Raw genomic sequence first — 17,023 nt, 5'->3', positions numbered from 1 at the left:
GAACTGAATAGTCTCAATGCTGCGGAGTAGAATCTCATGACCAAGCCAAGCATCTTCAAACCCTCGGCGCTTTCGTGCGCCTTGCAGGCAGCCCTTGTCGCACCTTTGGTGATGGCATCGGCTCAGGCCCTGGCTATCACCAAGGTTGTCGAAAGCAACCAGACCTTTACCGCTACCTCGGGGACGCCGTCCTACAACTATCGCGTAATGGAAAATGCCACCCTGAATGTCCAGGGTTCCCGTACCGAGCACATTCAAGTGCGCAAGGGGCTGTTGAACATCGACGGTGGCACGGTCACTGCCGGGGGCTCAAACAACGCTGTTGCCCTGGTCAGTGGTACCGCCCGCATCGCTAACGCTCGTATCGATAGCGCCCAAGGCAGTGGCCTGACGATTGGTCGATTAATGGATGGCTCGGCAACCGGTTCTGAGGTCCAGGTCCAGAGCAGCGAAATCACCGGTGGCCGATTCGGTGCAACGCTCAGCGCCTATAGCAGCCTGTCGCTCAAAGACTCGAGCCTGAGCGGCGCTACGGCTGATGGTCTGCTGATGATCGGCGGCCAGGCGCAGACGTACAACAGCGTGATAGAAGGCGCCGAGAGCGGCGTGCGCTTGTCCCATGAATACTATGGCTCTGAAGCCAACGAGCAGGCCCCGACGTTGCTCCTGGACAATAGCAAAGTGATCGGGGGGACTGGAGCGGCCCTGGTGGTGGACTCTGCAACTACCGCCCGTATCGACGTGCTCAATGGTTCGAGCCTGGAAGGCGCCAACGGCAACTTGCTTGAGCTCAAGAACGCCGGCTCGGCGGATATGCAGGTCAGCCGCAGCACCCTGGCCGGTAACATCCTGGTTGGTGAAGGCAGCACTGCAAATCTGGACTTGAGCAACGCCAGCCTGGAAGGTGACGTGATCGTCGCCGCGGGCGGCGCGGCGCAACTGAGCCTGAACGATCAATCGCTGTTCAAGGGGCGCCTGGAAAACGTCGACGCATTGGCGCTCAATGGCGACAGCACCTGGGCGCTGATTGACGACAGCCAGGTTGAGCAGTTGAGCCTGCAGGGCGGTCATGTGCAATTCGGCGAGCCTGGCCAGTTCTATCGCCTTGACCTGGGAGAGTTGTCTGGCAACGGCACCTTTCATATGTCGGCTGACTTCGCCACTGGCGAAGCCGACCTGCTCAATGTCAGCGGTCAGGCCAACGGTCAGCACACCCTCGCCATCAGTGCCAGTGGTCACGACCCGGCTAACGTTGAACGGATCACCGTGGTCACTACCGGCGGCGGCGACGCCGAATTCAGCCTGTTGAACGGTCCTGTAGACCTAGGTGCGTTTTCCTACGGCTTGACCAAGGAAGGCAACGACTGGCACCTGGACACCGAGAAGAAGGTCATCAGCCCAGGCACCCGTTCGGTCCTGGCGCTGTTCAATACCGCACCAACCGTGTGGTACGGCGAGCTGTCGTCGCTGCGTACCCGCATGGGCGAGTTGCGCTACAACGAAGGTAAAAGCGGCGCCTGGGGCCGGGCTTATGGCAGCAAGTACAACGTTGCCGAGTCGTCTGGCACCGCCTACAAGCAAACCCAGCAGGGCTTTACCCTGGGTGCCGATGCCCAGGTGGGCGACAGCCAATGGCTGGTCGGTGTGCTGGCCGGTCATAGCAAGTCCGACCTGGACCTGAGCCGCGGTACTACCGGTACTGTCGACAGCTACTACGCCGGTGCCTATACCACCTGGCTGGACCAGGACAGCGGTTACTACTTCGACGCCGTGGCCAAGGTCAACCGCTTCGACAACAAGTCCAAGGTAGCCATGAGCGACGGTAGCCAGGCCAAGGGCAACTACAAGACCAACGGTGTGGGGGCGTCGGCCGAGTTCGGTCGCCACATCAAGCTCGATGACGGCTACTTCGTTGAACCCTTCGCCCAGGTGTCGGCGGTGAGCATCCAGGGCGCGTCCTATGACCTGGACAGCGGCCTGAAGGCAGAAGGCGACCGGACCACCTCGGTGCTTGGCAAAGCCGGTGCCACGGTGGGTCGCAACTTCGACCTGGGCGAGGGCCGTTTTGCCCAGCCGTATCTGCGCGCTGCCGCGGTGCATGAGTTCGCCAAGAACCACCAGGTCAAGGTCAACGACAACGTGTTCAACAACGACCTGTCCGGCTCGCGTGCCGAGGTCGGTGCCGGTATTGCCGTGTCGCTGTCCGAGCGCCTGCAGTTGCATGCCGATATCGATTACAGCAACGGCGACAAGATCGAGAAGCCGTTCGGTGCCAACGTCGGGGTGCGTTTCACCTGGTAAGCGCGTAAAGAAGAAGAGGAAGCCTTGGCTTCCTCTTTTTTTGTTTCAGTCGCAGCGTTTGTCCCAATGCCTGAACAACGGCTCGGCCAGAAACAGCACGAACAGCAAACGCATCACCTGCAGCGCCGTGACCAGCGGTACCGACAGTTGCAAGGTTTCGGCGGTCAGGCTCATTTCGGCGATGCCGCCGGGCATCATGCCCAGGGTCAACGAGCGCAGGTCGAGGTTGGTCATGACGCTGAGCACGCAGGCGGCGATACCGGCGATCAGCATGGTCAAGGCCGTGGCGATCAAGGTGCGCCCGAGAAACGACGGCGCCCGGCGAAAGAACGCGCGGTTGAAGTGGCAGCCCAGGCCGCTGCCGATCAGCCATTGGCCGATCTGGCTGGCGCCGTCGGGCAGGGCAACCTGCAGGTTGGCGCTGACACTGGCCACCGCCGCCACCAGCAACGGCCCGAACAGCCACGGGTTGGGTTGTTTCAAGCGCTGCCAACCCAGGGCCAGCAACACGCCCAGCGGGCAGATCACTACCAGCCAGCTCCAGTTGACGCTGCCGGTGTGGGTCAACGGCACGCCATTGCCGAGCAAAAACTTGAACAGCGCCGGCACGCACAGCACCACCGCCAGTACCCGCAAACTCTGCGCTGCCGCCACCTGGCTGAGCACCGCGCCGTTGCGGGCGCCGAGGTTGACCATCTCCCCGGAGCCGCCGGGCATGCTGGAAAAGAACGCCGTGGCGCGGTCTTCACCAGTACGGCGCAGCAACCACACCCCGACCACACTGGAGACGCTGGTGATCAGTGCCCCGCAGAAAATCAAACCGAAGTTGCTCGCCACCTGCTCGACCACCGCCGGGGTGAAGTGCAGGCCGATACCGATGCCGATGATCCACTGCCCGCATTTGCGCCCACCGGGGATCTCGCTCAGTTGCCAGGGCGTCAGGCAACGCACCAGGATGATCGCCAGCAACGAGCCGACCATCCATGGCAGTGGCCAGCCGACCCTGCTGGCGAGGTAACCGCCAGCCAAGCCGACCAGGCCGGTGGCCCAGTACAGTTTCAGGCGGCCATCAGACATCGGCCAGGGCACGGCGCTGAAGGCTGCGCTTGCGCCAGATGCGCAGCAGCGGCAGGAGCATCATGGCGATGGTCAGGCCCCACACGCTGACGCTGATGGGGCTCGACCAGAGGATGTCCAGGGCGCCGTTGGAGATCGACAGCGCACGGCGCAGGTTCTGCTCCATCAGCCCACCGAGGATGAAGCCGAGGAGGATCGGCGACAGTGGGAAGTCCAGCTTGCGCAGGATGTAGCCGAAGATGCCGATGCCGATCATCAGGAACAGGTCGAAGGTGGTGGCATGCACTGCGTACACACCGATCGCGGTGATGATCGCGATCACCGGCACCAGTGCCCAGTTCGGCACGGCGAGGATGCGGGTGAAGATGCGGATCATCGGGATGTTGAGGATCACCAGCATGATGTTGGCGATAAACAACGAGGCGATCAGGCCCCAGACGATGTCTGGCTGCTGTTCGAACAGCATTGGCCCCGGGGTGATGTTGTACAGGGTCAGGGCACCGATCATCACCGCCGTGGTGCCCGAACCCGGTACGCCGAGGGTCAGCATCGGTACCAGGGCGCCGCAGCAGGAAGCACCGATGGCGGTTTCCGGCGCCGCCAGGCCGCGTTTGTCACCCTTGCCGAAGGTGCCGCTGGCACCGGCAATGCGCTTCTCGGTCATGTAGGCCACGGCGCTGGCCAGGGTTGCGCCGGCACCGGGCAACACGCCCATGATGAAACCGAGCAGGCCGCAGCGAATGTTGACCAGGAACACCGAGGCCGCTTCCTTGAAGTTGAACAGCATGCGTCCGGTGGCTTTCACCGCTTCGTGGCCGTGATGGGTTTTTTCCAGCAGCAGGAGGATCTCGCTGATGGAGAACAGGCCCAGGACCAGCACCACGAACTGGATGCCGTCGGCGAGGTGCACGCTGTCACCGGTAAAACGGTACACGCCGCTGTTGGCGTCGATGCCGACGCTGGAGAGAAACAGCCCGATCAGCGCCGCGATGAAGGTCTTCAACGGCCGGTCACCGGCCATGCCGCCGAGGCAGACAATGGCGAACACCATCAGCACGAAATATTCCGCCGGGCCAAAGGCGATCGCCCATTTCGCCAATAGCGGTGCGAACAGCACCATGCCACAGGTAGCGATTAAGGCGCCGATGAACGAGCTCCAGGCCGACAGCGACAGCGCCACTCCGGCCAGGCCCTGGCGGGCCATGGGGTAGCCGTCGAGGGTGGTCATTACCGTCGAGGCTTCACCGGGGATGTTGAGCAGGATCGAGCTGATCCGTCCACCGTATTCGCAGCCCAGGTACACCGCTGCCAGCAGGATCAGCGCCGACTCCGGCGGCAGGCCGAGGGCAAAGGCAATCGGGATCAGCAGCGCCACGCCGTTGATCGGGCCCAGGCCCGGCAACAGGCCGACCACGGTGCCGATCAGTGTGCCGGTGAGGGCAGTAACCAGGTTGTAGGGGCTCAGGGCGACGCCGAAGCCCTGGCCGAGATAGCCAAGCGTATCCATGTCAGTTCTCCAGAACGTCGAGCAGGCCGAGGGGCAGGGGCACATCCATCACACGGTCGAACAGCCAGTACAGGGCGATGCTCATCAGGCCGATGATCACCACGCTGGGCAGCCAGCGTCCGCCATACAGGCGCGCCATCGGCACGCCGATGAGGATGCTGCTGACAATGAAGCCCAGCGGCTCGAAGGTAGCGGCGAAGACCAGCAGCAAGGCGACGCAGAGGCCGATCTTGTTCAGGGTTTCGCGGTCCAGTTCGGGCTCGTCATCCTTGCGGACGATGGGCGTGGGGCGAAAGGCCAGGTACACAAGGCCCGCAGCCATCAGGCCGAGCATCAGCAAGGGATAGGCGCGTGGCCCGACCGGTTCGTAGGAAAAAGCTGCCTGGTAGGGCCAGGCCATCACTGCCAGGGCGGCGCACACCGCCAGCAAAAACAGGGCGAAGAGGCGTTGCAGGATCATTGGGGAATCCTCTTTTCGCGGGGCAAGCCCGCTCCCACAGGTCAACGCTGCGTCTGTGGGAGCGGGCTTGCCCCGCGATGCGTTCGAAAGGGGAGAGGCTTACTGAATCAAGCCAAATTCCTTGGCCAGGGCCTTGTAGTCAGCCACCTGTTTCTTCACGTAGGTGTCCAGCTCGGCGCCGGTCATGGCGAAAGGGAACAGCTCGCGCTGGTCGCGCAGCTTGGCGAACTCTTCCGAGGCCAGCAGCTTGTCGAACGAGGCTTTCCACCAGTCGTACTCTTCATCGGTCACTTTCGGCCCGAGGTAGAAACCGCGCACCACCGGCCAGACGATGTCATAGCCCTGTTCCTTGGCGGTGGGGATGTTCTTCATTTCCGGCTCGTCCAGGCGGGTTTCGGCAAACACCGCGAGCAGGCGCATGTCTCCGCTCTGGATGTGCGGCATGGAGTCGGAGATATCGGTACTGCCGACCTGAATATGGCCGCCGAGCAGCGCCGTGGCGATTTCGCCGCCGCCTTCCAGGGCTACATAGCGCAGGTCGCGCGGGTTGATCCCGGCGGCCTTGGCGATCAGCGCGGTCTGCATCCAGTCCTGGCTGCCGACGGTACCGCCGGAGCCGATCACCACCTTGCTCGGGTCTTTTTTCAGCGCTGCGACCAGATCGTCGAGGGTCTTGTAGGGCGAATCGCTTTTCACTGCGATGGCACCGTAACTGGTGCCCACCGCCGCCAGCCAGCGCACGGCGTTCTCGTCGAAGCGGCCGAACTTGCCTTGTGCCAGGTTCAGCAGCGAACCACTGGACCAGGCCACCAGGGTGCCGGCATCGGCCGGACGCTGGGCGACCACAGCGTTATAGGCCACCGCGCCGACACCACCGGGCATGTAGGTGACGCGCATCGGCTTGCTGAGGATCTTCTCGTTGATCAGGGCGCTTTGCACCAGCTTGCAGGTCAGGTCGAAGCCACCGCCGGGCGAGGCCGGGGCGATGCATTCGGGGCGTTTCGGTTCTGCGGCCAGGACGTTACCGGCAAGCAGCAGGCAACCGGTGGCGAGGGCAATACGGCGCAGTGAAAAAGTCATCGTCTATCTCCGTGAGCATTATTGTTGTCGGGGATTACCACAGCGCAAGGCTGTAACTCACCAGCAGTCGCACTTCGTCGGCATCGCGGGCGAAGTTGGAACGGAAGGTGGCGTTGCGCAGGCGCACGGCGACGTTTTTCAGGGCGCCACTTTGCACCACGTACTTGAACTCGGTGTTGCGTTCCCACTCCTTGCCCTCACCGCCATCGGCCAGGCTGACATTATCGCCGCTGATGTAGCGGGTCATGAAGGTCAGGCCGGGGATGCCCAGCTTGGTGAAGTCATAGTCGTAACGAGCCTGCCAGGAGCGCTCGTCGGCGCCGGCAAAGTCGTTGATCTGCACGAAGTTGACCAGGTACGGGTCGGCGCCATCGACATAGGGGAAGGCCGTGTCGCCGGAAAGGTGCTGGTAGCCGGCGCTGAGCTTGTGGCCATTGAGGCCGTAGCTGAGCATGCCGTTGAGCGCGGTGTTGTCGATGTTGCCGCCGCGAGCCTGGCCCTGGTCGTCACTGAAGGCCATGCGCAGGTCGGCGCCGAAGGTCCCCGGGCCCCAGGGCTGGGAGGCGATCATGCCGACGAAGTGCTGACGGTAGACATCGTCGAGCTGGGCCCAATGATAGCTGCCGGTGATCTTGTCGGTGAATTTGTAGTCCAGGCCGGCCATGTCGAAATGGTTACCGGCGACGGTGCCGAGAAAGCGGCTGTTCTTGTTGTTGAGGGCGATATCCTCGTTGTTGGTGCTGTCGCGGTCACGGGCTTTTTCCAGGCGCCCGCCGGTGAAGGTCAGGTTCTTGATCTCGCCCGAGGTCAGCAGGCCACCCTCGAAGGTCTGCGGCAGGATGCGCCCGTCGTTGGGCTGCAGGGTGGGCAGTTCCGGGATCAGGGTGCCGACCTTCAATTCGGTCTCGGAGAGTTTCACCTTGCCGGTCAGGCCGAGCTTGGAGTACTCGTCGGCGGCGCGGCCATCGTCATGGGTCGGCAGCAGGCCGGTGCCGGTGCGGTCGGGGCTGGAGTCGAGCTTGATACCAAGCATCCCCAGGGCATCAAGGCCAAAGCCTACAGTACCTTCGGTATAACCTGACTCGAAGTTGAGCATGAAGCCCTGGGCCCACTCGTCCCGTTTGGACTGCTGGGCGCTGGTACCGTCGCGAAAGTCGCGGTTGAAGTACATGTTACGGGTTTCGAAGCTCGCCTTGCTGTCATCGAAGAAGGCGGCCTGGCTCAACGGGGCGACGCCGGCAAGGGCGAGGGCGCTGGCAACTGCGGTCTGGCGGGAAGGGCGTCGGGTAGGCGCGTACGCCTGCGGCTGCATGGACAGCATCGTGGAGTGACTCCGTTATTGTTCTTATTAGTTCGGACCTTGGGTCCGGTTTTACGGCAAGCAGAGTGAGCCGTGAGAGGATGCTAGGACGTGAACCTTTCGCTAACCTTTCAGCAGCTTTTGATTGCTGCGAAGGCTTCACAGGCGGGCTGTCGGCTGTACACTCCGCGCCATTGAACGCGACGCAAAGGGGAGAGATCGATGCGTGTGCTGCTCGTCGAAGACCATCTGCAACTGGCCGAAAGCGTGGCCCAGGCCCTGAAAAGCACCGGTCTGACCGTGGATGTGCTGCATGATGGCGTGGCCGCCGACCTGGCCCTGGCCAGCGAGGAATACGCCGTGGCGGTGCTCGATGTCGGCCTGCCGCGCATGGACGGTTTCGAGGTGCTGGCGCGCCTGCGCGCCCGCGGCAAAACCGTGCCGGTGCTGATGCTGACCGCGCGCAGCGACGTCAAGGACCGGGTCCATGGCCTGAACCTGGGCGCCGACGATTACCTGGCCAAACCCTTCGAACTGACCGAGCTGGAAGCGCGGGTCAAGGCCCTGTTGCGCCGCAGCGTCCTCGGTGGCGAGCGCCAGCAGCGCTGCGGGCCGCTGGTCTATGACCTCGATACCCGGCGTTTCACCCTCGGCGAAGAGCTGCTGACCCTGACCTCCCGCGAGCAGGCCGTGCTCGAAGCGCTGATCGCCCGGCCCGGGCGGGTGATGAGCAAGGAGCAACTGGCCGCCCAGGTGTTCGGCCTGGATGAAGAAGCCAGCGCCGACGCCATCGAAATCTACGTGCACCGCCTGCGCAAGAAGCTCGATGGCCATCCTGTGGCCATCGTTACCTTCAGGGGGCTCGGCTACCTGCTCGAGCATAAAGATGCGTGACAGCGGCAGCCTGCGCGGGCGGCTGCTGTGGAACCTGGCGATCCTGCTGGTGGTGCTGATGCTGGCCAGCGGCCTGAGCGCCTACTGGAACGGTCGCGAAGCCGCCGATACCGCCTACGACCGTACCTTGCTGGCCTCGGCGCGGACCATTGCCGCCGGCCTGTCGCAGCGCGACGGCACCCTCAGCGCCGATGTGCCTTATGTGGCCCTGGACACCTTCGCCTACGACAGCGCCGGGCGCATCTACTACCAGGTCAACGATATTCATCAGCGCTTGATCTCAGGCTACGAAAACCTGCCGGCACCGCCGCCCAATACCCCGCGCACTGACGACTACCCGGCCCTGGCACGCTTCTACAACGCCCGCTACCTGGGCCAGGACGTGCGTGTGGTCAGCCTGCTCAAGGCGGTCAGCGAGCCGAACATGAACGGCATGGCCGAAATCCGCGTGGCCGAAACCGAAGAAGCGCGGGTGCGCATGGCCCGCAGCCTGATGGCCGATACGTTGCTGCGCTTGGGCATGCTCGCCCTTGGCGCCCTGATGCTGGTGTGGTTTGCCGTCAGCGCTGCCCTGCGCCCGCTGGAGCGCTTGCGCAGTGCCGTGGAAGAACGTCAGCCCGATGACTTGCGGGCCTTGCCGGTGGTTCAGGTGCAGCGCGAACTGAGCCCGTTGGTACGCGCGCTGAACCACTTTACCGAACGCCTGCGCGGTCAGTTCGAGCGGCAGGCGCAGTTCATTGCCGAAGCCGCCCATGAGCTGCGCACGCCCCTGGCGGCACTCAAGGCACGGGTCGAATTGGGTTTGCGCTCGAATGAGCCGCAGGTCTGGCGCGAAACCCTGGAGTCCGCTGCGCAAGGCACCGATCGCCTGACCCATCTGGCCAACCAGTTGCTATCGCTGGCGCGGGTCGAGAACGGCGCGCGGGCGATTGCCGAGGGCGGCGCGCAACGCCTGGACCTCAGCCAGCTGGCCCGTGAACTGGGCATGGCCATGGCGCCGCTGGCCCATGCCCGTGGCGTGGCCCTGGCGCTGGAGGCCGAGGTGCCGGTGTGGGTGCGCGGCGAGCCAACGCTGCTCAACGAGCTGCTCAGCAACCTGGTCGACAATGCCCTGGCCCATACACCCAAGGGCGGCAATGTGATCCTGCGGGTCAGCGCCCCCGGCATTCTTGAGGTTGAAGACGACGGCCCGGGCATTCCTGAGCACGAGCGGGAAAAAGTCTTCGAGCGTTTCTACCGGCGCAGTGCCCAGGGTACCGGCCTGGGCCTGGCGATTGTCGGCGAGATCTGCCGCGCGCATTTGGCGCAGATCAGCCTGCATGATGGCGAGCGTGGTGGCTTGAAGGTGCGGGTCAGCTTCAGTGCCGACTAGCGGAACATCGCCTTGGCGTCGAGCAGGTCGCTGGCCTGCAACTCGGTGCCGGTGGGCAGGCGCAGATGGCGGTAGGCGGGCAGGGCGGCCAGTGGTCGTTCCTTGCTGTTGCTGCTGAGCACCTGGGCGATCTGCACGATATCGACGTAATCGACCTTGTCGGTGCCGCGGTCCAGGTCCTGGATCAACCCGGGCAGGTGCACCAGTTGCTCGGGGAACTCCCACACGCTGAGGATCTTGTCGCCCAGTGCCGGATGGATCTGCTCGATCACATAGTTCAGGCTGACCGGGTCGGAAAGCAGCTCGTTGTGCTCTTCGGCATACAGCAGGATCGGCAATACACCAATCTGGTGAACCAGCCCGGCCAGTGCCGCCTGGTCCGGCTTGAGCTGGGTGAAGCGCAAGCACAGTTCATAGCTGATGCCGGCTACTTCCAGGCTTTTCGCCCAGATCTCGCGCATTTTTTGTTCAACGACATCGGAGCGGGCGTGGAAGATCTGTTCGATCACCAGGCCGATCGCCAGGTTGCAGCTGTAGTTGATGCCCAGGCGGGTGATGGCCGTGTGCAGGTCGGTGACCTCGGTGGCGGCGCGCAGCAAGGGGCTGTTGACCACCTTGATCAGGCGCGCCGAGAGCGCCGCATCGCGGCCGATCACCTTGCTCAGGGTGCTGACGCTGATCTCGCTGTCTTCGGCGGCTTCGCGAATGCTCAAGGCCACTTCCGGTAGGGTTGGCAGCACCAGGTCATCGTTGTCGATGGCGCTCAGCAGGTGGGCCTGGATCATCTCGGCCATCTTGTTCATGGTGATTCTCTACCGCAATTGAGGAGTGCCCCACCCATAAAGGGCGGGAGCAGGCTCAGCGCTGGATTTCGCGATCGCGATCCAGTTCGTAAGGGAGCGTCAGCAGCGCCAGGCGCGGGCCTTCGGGGCTGCCCAGGTGCAGGTTGTCGTCTTGCACGGCATCGGCGCTCAGCACGGCCAGCAGTTCGCTGCCCTGCTCGCTGCGGGCGGCCAGCACCACTTCACCGACAGAGGAGTTATGGGTTGGCGAGAACACTTCGGTCCCGGGCTCCGGCAGGCTGCCCTCGGCCAGGGCCAGGCGGTACTGGCGGCGCTTGAGCTTGCCCAGGTACTGCATGCGCGCGACGATTTCCTGGCCGGTATAGCAGCCTTTCTTGAAGCTGACGCCACCAACGGCTTGCAGGTTGATCATCTGCGGGATGAACAGTTCGCGGGTTTGCGGCATGACCTGGCCAATGCCGGCACGGATCTGGCCGAGCAGCCAGTCGTTGAGGTCGGCGTTGGCAAGCTTGGCGGCCAGTTGGGCTTGCACCGCTTCGGCCTGCTCGGCAGGTACCCACAACTCGACACGAGCGGCCGATACCGCGATGGCGATCAGGCCGTTGTGACGACTGACGGCGTCGGTCTGCGTCGGCACTTCCAGGCCCAGGGCCTGCAGGGCAGCTTCACCGTCGTGCAGGCCGAAGCGCACCCAGGCGGCACTGTCGTCGGTCAGCTTGGCCTTGGAGAACACCGCGTACTTCTTGAGGTCGGCCAGTTGCGGCTCGAGCAGTTCGCGGGTCATCGCCAGCAGGTAGCCATCACCCTCGGCAAGGATGCGAAAGCTCGACTGCATGCGGCCTTTGACCATGCAGCGGGCGCCGAGGCTGGCGGTATGGTCGTTGAGGTAACTGATATTGCAGGTCAATTGGCCTTGCAGGAACTTGCCGGCGTCCGAGCCGCGGACGGCGAGAACGCCTTCGTGGGAAAGGGTGCAGAAAAAAGCGGAGTCGGCCATGGTTTATCGCAAGGTGATAGGACTGGGGCCCATGATAGAGCGCTGTCGGAAAAATAGGTAGTTGAGTGCAGGCCTCTGTCATTATTTGCTCACATGTCCGGACCAACGTCGCGTGTCCCTCGGGCGCGGGCTCTGTATACTGGCGGCCTATTTTAGGAGGGCTTCATGGTCGAACAATCTGAACTCAACCGGCTCTTTTGGCACAGCCGCCGCGGCATGCTTGAGCTCGATGTATTGCTGGTCCCGTTCAGCGCGGAGGTCTACCCAACCCTGAGCGAGGCCGATCGTGAGTTGTACAAGCGCCTGCTGAGCTGCGAAGACCAGGACATGTTCGGCTGGTTCATGGAGCGCAGCGAGTCCGAAGACCCGGAGCTGCAACGCATGGTTCGCATCATCCTGGACCGTGTCCAGCCCAAGTGAGCGCTTCGAATGTCGCTGGCAGGGCTCAAGGGTTCTGCTGGCGGCTTACCTCGCCAGTCTGCTGCTAGCCCTGTTGGCGCTTGGCCTGCTGCAGGTGCCACTGTGGTTGCGCCTGGTAGCCATTGCCCTGTGTCTGTTACACGCGCTGTGGACTATTCCCCGGCGCATTCTGCTGACCCACCCCCAGGCCATTACCGCACTGCGTCGCGATGCTCACGGCTGGCAGTTGTTCAGCCGCGCCCAGGGCTGGCAGGCGGTGCAGCTCAAGCCCGACAGCCTGGCCTTGCCCGGGTGGGTGGTGCTGCGCTTTCGCAGGGTCGGGCGGCGTTTAACCGAAGGCCAGTGCATCGCCTTTGACGCGCTGGAGCCGGTGCAGCACCGGCGCCTGCGTTTGCGCCTGAAGTTCAGTCGGCGTAGGTGGGCGGCTGCAGGATAGTGTCATGGGCCTCACTGAGCATGCCCGGGTAATCCAGGGTGTAGTGCAGGCCACGGCTTTCCTTGCGCTGCATGGCTGAGCGAATCATCAGCTCGGCAACCTGGGCCAGGTTGCGCAGCTCGATCAGGTCGCGGCTGACCTTGTAGTTGCTGTAGAACTCGTCGATTTCGTCGAGCAGCAGGCGCACTCGGTGTTCGGCACGCTGCAGGCGCTTGTTAGTGCGCACGATGCCCACGTAGTCCCACATGAAGCGCCGCAGTTCGTCCCAGTTGTGGGCGATGATCACGTCTTCGTCCGAGTCGGTTACCTGGCTTGCGTCCCAGCACGGCAGCGCCTGCGGCATCTCGACCTGGTCCAGGCGGGCGACGATGTCGTTGGCGGCCGAGCGCCCGTAAACGAAGCATTCGAGCAGCGAGTTGCTGGCCATGCGGTTGGCGCCGTGCAGGCCGGTGAAGCTGGTTTCGCCGATGGCGTACAGGCCCGGCACGTCGGTCAGGCCTTGTTCGTCGACCATCACCCCGCCGCAGGTGTAATGGGCGGCCGGCACCACCGGGATCGGCTGGCGGGTGATGTCGATGCCGAAGGTCAGGCAGCGCTCGTAAACGGTGGGGAAGTGGCTTTTGACGAACTCGGCCGGTTTGTGGCTGATGTCCAGGTAGACGCAGTCCACCCCCAGGCGCTTCATTTCATGGTCGATGGCGCGGGCGACGATATCGCGCGGGGCCAGTTCTTCACGGGGGTCGAAGCGCGGCATGAACCGCTCGCCGTTGGGCAACGTGAGCAGGCCGCCTTCACCACGCAGGGCCTCGGTGATCAAAAAGCTCTTGGCCTGCGGGTGATACAGGCAGGTCGGGTGGAATTGATTGAATTCAAGGTTGGCCACCCGGCAACCGGCGCGCCAGGCCATGGCAATGCCATCGCCGCAGGCACCGTCGGGGTTGCTGGTGTACAGGTAGACCTTGGCCGCGCCGCCGGTCGCCAGCACGGTGAAACGGGCACCGAAGGTGTCGACTTCGCCGGTATTGCGGTCCAGTACATAGGCCCCCAGGCAGCGATCGCCGTCCTGGCCCAGACGCCGCTCGGTGATCAGGTCGACTGCCACCCGCTGCTCCAGCAGCTCGATGTTCGGGCGCAGTTGTGCTTGTGCCAGCAGGGTAGTGAAGATCGCCGCACCCGTGGCATCGGCGGCGTGGATGATGCGCCGATGGCTGTGGCCGCCTTCGCGGGTCAGATGAAATTCAAAACCGCTTTCTTCGTCGCCGGCGTGTTCGTCACGGGTGAAGGGCACGCCCTGGTCAATCAGCCACTGAATCGCTTCGCGGCTATGCTCAACGGTGAAGCGCACGGCGTCTTCATGGCACAAGCCGCCGCCGGCATTGAGGGTGTCCTCGACGTGGGACTGCACCGTGTCGGTATCGTCCAGTACCGCGGCCACGCCGCCCTGGGCCCAGAAGGTCGAGCCATTGGCGAGGTCGCCCTTGCTGAGCACGGCGACGCGCAGGTGGCCGGGAAGGGTCAGGGCCAGGCTGAGGCCGGCGGCACCGCTGCCGATCACGAGAACATCATGTTGGAATTGTTGGCTCATGTCAGGACACTAGTATCTGAAGGGGGGGATCGGCACAATAGTCAGGCGCTTATGGCATTGTGAAACTATCGTGAATCTGGACCGGCTGCCTTTATAGCAGTCACAAGGCCCTGATTTCCAATGGCGCTTGCACAGTCCTGGTAGCCTTTTGTGGGAACTTTCCGTGATGTATGGATATCCATAGAAGGCTGCCCGCACGCCATAATGCCGCGGCGACGCACGACAGGCGCCCCATGAAGGCACTGTTTGCGTATTCGAGACCCGATTATCGACGCAGGCGGCCGTGACCGCGCTGCGTTTTTCGTGCGAGCCGACCAAGGGCCGCAGGAAACTTGCTTGGAGGGGAGAACTTTTGCGCAAAGCCCGAGTCTATGGTTGCAAGCCTGAACGGTGGCGGGTGCGACGCTCCTTCGAGTTCACTGAGGAGTGTTCATGCTAACCCAGGAAGAGGATCAGCAGCTTGTCGAGCGCGTGCAGCGTGGCGACAGGCGAGCGTTCGATCTGTTGGTGCTGAAGTATCAGCACAAGATTCTCGGGTTGATCGTGCGTTTTGTCCACGACACCCATGAAGCCCAGGATGTGGCGCAAGAAGCTTTCATCAAGGCTTACCGCGCGCTTGGTAATTTTCGCGGTGACAGCGCCTTTTATACCTGGCTGTACCGTATTGCTATCAACACGGCAAAGAACTACCTGGTGTCCCGCGGTCGGCGGCCACCGGACAGTGATGTAAGTTCCGAGGATGCGGAATTTTACGACGGCGATCACGGCCTCAAGGATCTGGAGTCCCCCGAGCGCGCGTTGTTGCGAGATGAGATCGAAGGCACCGTCCATCGGACCATCCAGCAGCTGCCAGAAGATTTGCGTACGGCGTTAACTTTACGTGAATTCGATGGTCTGAGTTACGAGGACATTGCGAGCGTCATGCAGTGTCCGGTGGGTACCGTGCGCTCTCGAATCTTCCGCGCTCGGGAGGCCATAGACAAAGCCCTGCAGCCGTTGTTGCAGGAAACCTGAGACAGCGGCGACAGCCAAGAGAGGAACCGCCATGAGTCGTGAAGCTTTGCAGGAATCGCTGTCCGCGGTGATGGATAACGAAGCGGACGAGCTGGAGTTACGTCGGGTATTGAATGCCGTCGACGATCCTGAAACCCGTGCTACCTGGTCGCGTTACCAGGTTGCCCGTGCAGCCATGCACAAGGAGCTGGTGCTGCCACGGCTGGATATCGCCTCGGCCGTATCCGCCGCCCTGGCCGATGAAGCCGCTCCTGCCAAGGTCAGCCGTGGCCCGTGGCGCAGCCTGGGCCGCCTGGCCGTCGCCGCTTCGGTGACTGTCGCGGTACTGGCCGGCGTTCGTCTGTACAACCAGGATGAGATCAGCGGTGCCCAGCTGGCTGCCCAGCAACCGGCCCAGCAAGGTCTGAGCCTGCCACAGGCGCAAGGCCCGGCCGTATTGGCAGGCTATAGTGAGAATGCAGAACAGCCGGGCCCGATGGCCAATGGCGTGCTGCAAGGGCAAACCGGCTGGCATGACCAGCGTCTGCCTGGCTACCTGCGTCAGCATGCTCAGGAAGCAGCCCTCAAGGGTACCGAGAGCGCTCTGCCGTATGCACGTGCAGCCAGCCTGGAAAATCGTTAAGTAAGGAGGATCATGCGCGCGCTACCTCTCATACCGCTGCTGCTTGGTGGCTGGTTGACGGTGCCGGCCCTTGCCGCCAACTCCTCGCCGCAGGCAAGTGACTGGCTCAAACGTCTGGCCCAGGCCGAGCAACAGCAGAGTTATCAGGGTACTTTCGTTTACGAGCGTAACGGTAGTTTCTCCACCCACGACATCTGGCATCGCGTCCAGGACGGCAAGGTCAGCGAGCGGTTGTTGCAGCTCGACGGCTCAGCCCAGGAAGTCGTGCGTGTCGATGGCCATACCCAGTGCGTAAGCGGGGCCCTGGTCCCGGGTGTGGCCAACACCCCGGAAGCGGCGGCGCGAGTGCTTGACCCTTTGAGGTTGATGAGCTGGTACGACCTCGGGGTCGCCGGCAAGTCCAGGGTGGCAGACCGCGAAGCGGTCATCGTCACCCTTACCCCGCGTGATCAACACCGCTATGCCTTCGAGCTGCACCTGGATCGCCAGACCGGGCTGCCGCTCAAGTCGTTGATGCTCGATGATGGTGGACGTTTGCTCGAACGCTTCCAGTTCACCCGTCTGGACACCCGTGACGCGCCATCCGACGATCAGCTCAAAGCCAGCGATATCTGCAAGCCGGTCGCGCAACTGACCGCTCAGGCCGCGCAGCCTGCCACCGGTTGGCGTTCGGACTGGCTACCCCCGGGCTTTGAACTGATCAACAGTTCGGTGCGCAAGGATCCGCAAAGCAAGAACGCCGTCAGCAGCCTGATGTTCGACGATGGCCTGGCGCGCTTCTCGGTGTTCGTCGAAGCCCTGGACAAAGGCACTGCCGCTGATATCCGCACGCAACTGGGGCCGACCGTTGCCGTCTCGCGGCGCCTGACCACGCCCAAGGGCGAAATGATGGTCACCGTGGTGGGCGAGATCCCTATCGGTACTGCCGAACGCATTGCGCTGTCCATGCGCGCCCAGGATGCCCAGGCAAAAAAATGAGGCGCAGGCAATGAGGCTGACAAGGCGAGGATTGCTTGGCTGACATGATTGGCAAGCTTTGCAGTTTGCAAAAACTCCAGAATTTTTCTATAGGTCAGTCCTTTCGGGGGCTGGCCTTTCCTGCTTCTGCAGGTCCCTACTGCTAACCACGCTCGTTGTGACGGGAGCCGTATGTCA

At 63.1% G+C, this 17,023-nt stretch carries 16 protein-coding genes; 8 read left to right on the top strand and 8 right to left on the bottom strand.

Features of this window, described 5'->3' with window-relative positions:
• Positions 1-36 precede the first annotated feature (36 nt).
• A complete protein-coding gene (locus tag BV82_RS21400; RefSeq protein WP_036996687.1) occupies positions 37-2,301 on the top strand; it encodes an autotransporter outer membrane beta-barrel domain-containing protein in 2,265 nt (754 codons plus the stop codon).
• 45 nt (positions 2,302-2,346) lie between these two features.
• On the opposite strand, the gene BV82_RS21395 is transcribed toward BV82_RS21400, so the two are convergent.
• From BV82_RS21395 to BV82_RS21375, 5 genes are all read right to left on the bottom strand, one after another.
• Positions 2,347-3,378 (bottom strand): AbrB family transcriptional regulator, encoded by a 1,032-nt coding sequence (locus BV82_RS21395; protein WP_010220958.1) that lies wholly within the window; start codon positions 3,376-3,378, stop codon positions 2,347-2,349.
• On the bottom strand, positions 3,371-4,885 hold the full coding sequence (locus tag BV82_RS21390) for a tripartite tricarboxylate transporter permease (protein WP_010220959.1): 1,515 nt from the start codon (positions 4,883-4,885) through the stop codon (positions 3,371-3,373). The genes BV82_RS21395 and BV82_RS21390 overlap by 8 nt, the downstream gene beginning before the upstream one ends.
• A 1-nt stretch (position 4,886) precedes the next feature.
• A complete protein-coding gene (locus BV82_RS21385) occupies positions 4,887-5,345 on the bottom strand; it encodes a tripartite tricarboxylate transporter TctB family protein (protein ID WP_010220960.1) in 459 nt (152 codons plus the stop codon).
• Positions 5,346-5,444: 99 nt separating this feature from the next.
• The gene (locus BV82_RS21380; protein ID WP_036996685.1) at positions 5,445-6,425 is read right to left on the bottom strand and encodes a Bug family tripartite tricarboxylate transporter substrate binding protein; all 981 of its coding nucleotides are present in this window, start codon (positions 6,423-6,425) and stop codon (positions 5,445-5,447) included.
• A 34-nt stretch (positions 6,426-6,459) separates the two neighbouring features.
• Positions 6,460-7,746 carry an OprD family porin gene (locus BV82_RS21375; protein ID WP_010220963.1) on the bottom strand — a complete coding sequence of 429 codons (1,287 nt, stop codon included), beginning with the start codon at positions 7,744-7,746 and terminating at the stop codon, positions 6,460-6,462.
• A 201-nt stretch (positions 7,747-7,947) separates the two neighbouring features.
• Here BV82_RS21375 and BV82_RS21370 point away from each other — a divergent pair, with 201 nt between their 5' ends.
• Positions 7,948-8,619: a response regulator gene (locus BV82_RS21370; RefSeq protein WP_010220964.1), complete on the top strand. Its 672-nt coding sequence runs from the start codon at positions 7,948-7,950 to the stop codon at positions 8,617-8,619.
• Positions 8,612-9,991 (top strand): sensor histidine kinase, encoded by a 1,380-nt coding sequence (locus BV82_RS21365; protein ID WP_010220965.1) that lies wholly within the window; start codon positions 8,612-8,614, stop codon positions 9,989-9,991. Before BV82_RS21370 ends, BV82_RS21365 begins: the two co-directional genes overlap by 8 nt.
• Here BV82_RS21365 and BV82_RS21360 read toward each other — a convergent pair.
• A complete protein-coding gene (locus BV82_RS21360; protein ID WP_010220966.1) occupies positions 9,988-10,794 on the bottom strand; it encodes an HDOD domain-containing protein in 807 nt (268 codons plus the stop codon). The genes BV82_RS21365 and BV82_RS21360 overlap by 4 nt on opposite strands.
• A 55-nt stretch (positions 10,795-10,849) precedes the next feature.
• Complete coding sequence (gene ygfZ, locus BV82_RS21355; protein WP_036996683.1) at positions 10,850-11,791, bottom strand: CAF17-like 4Fe-4S cluster assembly/insertion protein YgfZ; 942 nt, start codon at positions 11,789-11,791, stop codon at positions 10,850-10,852.
• Positions 11,792-11,956: 165 nt separating this feature from the next.
• Between ygfZ and BV82_RS21350 the strand changes: the two genes are divergently transcribed.
• Both BV82_RS21350 and BV82_RS21345 read left to right on the top strand, forming a co-directional pair.
• On the top strand, positions 11,957-12,211 hold the full coding sequence (locus BV82_RS21350; protein WP_010220968.1) for an FAD assembly factor SdhE: 255 nt from the start codon (positions 11,957-11,959) through the stop codon (positions 12,209-12,211).
• Positions 12,195-12,647, top strand: coding sequence for a protein YgfX (locus BV82_RS21345; RefSeq protein WP_036996682.1), 453 nt, complete (start codon positions 12,195-12,197; stop codon positions 12,645-12,647). The genes BV82_RS21350 and BV82_RS21345 overlap by 17 nt, the downstream gene beginning before the upstream one ends.
• Here the strand turns inward: BV82_RS21345 and nadB are convergent.
• Positions 12,616-14,232, bottom strand: a complete 1,617-nt coding sequence (gene nadB / locus BV82_RS21340; RefSeq protein WP_010220970.1) for an L-aspartate oxidase — start codon at positions 14,230-14,232, stop codon at positions 12,616-12,618. The genes BV82_RS21345 and nadB overlap by 32 nt on opposite strands.
• A 432-nt stretch (positions 14,233-14,664) precedes the next feature.
• On the opposite strand from nadB, the gene rpoE reads away from it, so the two are divergent.
• The 3 genes from rpoE to BV82_RS21325 are packed head-to-tail and all read left to right on the top strand — an operon-like array spanning position 14,665 to position 16,846.
• Positions 14,665-15,246 (top strand): RNA polymerase sigma factor RpoE/AlgU, encoded by a 582-nt coding sequence (gene rpoE, locus BV82_RS21335; RefSeq protein WP_010220971.1) that lies wholly within the window; start codon positions 14,665-14,667, stop codon positions 15,244-15,246.
• Between the two features lie 31 nt (positions 15,247-15,277).
• Positions 15,278-15,868: an RseA family anti-sigma factor gene (locus tag BV82_RS21330; protein ID WP_010220972.1), complete on the top strand. Its 591-nt coding sequence runs from the start codon at positions 15,278-15,280 to the stop codon at positions 15,866-15,868.
• Between the two features lie 12 nt (positions 15,869-15,880).
• Positions 15,881-16,846 carry a MucB/RseB C-terminal domain-containing protein gene (locus BV82_RS21325; RefSeq protein ID WP_010220973.1) on the top strand — a complete coding sequence of 322 codons (966 nt, stop codon included), beginning with the start codon at positions 15,881-15,883 and terminating at the stop codon, positions 16,844-16,846.
• Positions 16,847-17,023: the final 177 nt, after the last annotated feature.

It is taken from the genome of Pseudomonas donghuensis (genome assembly GCF_000696345.2).
Lineage (GTDB): Bacteria > Pseudomonadota > Gammaproteobacteria > Pseudomonadales > Pseudomonadaceae > Aquipseudomonas > Aquipseudomonas donghuensis.
Note: the sequence above shows the minus strand (reverse complement) of the source record. Positions and strands in the feature narration are given on the sequence as shown.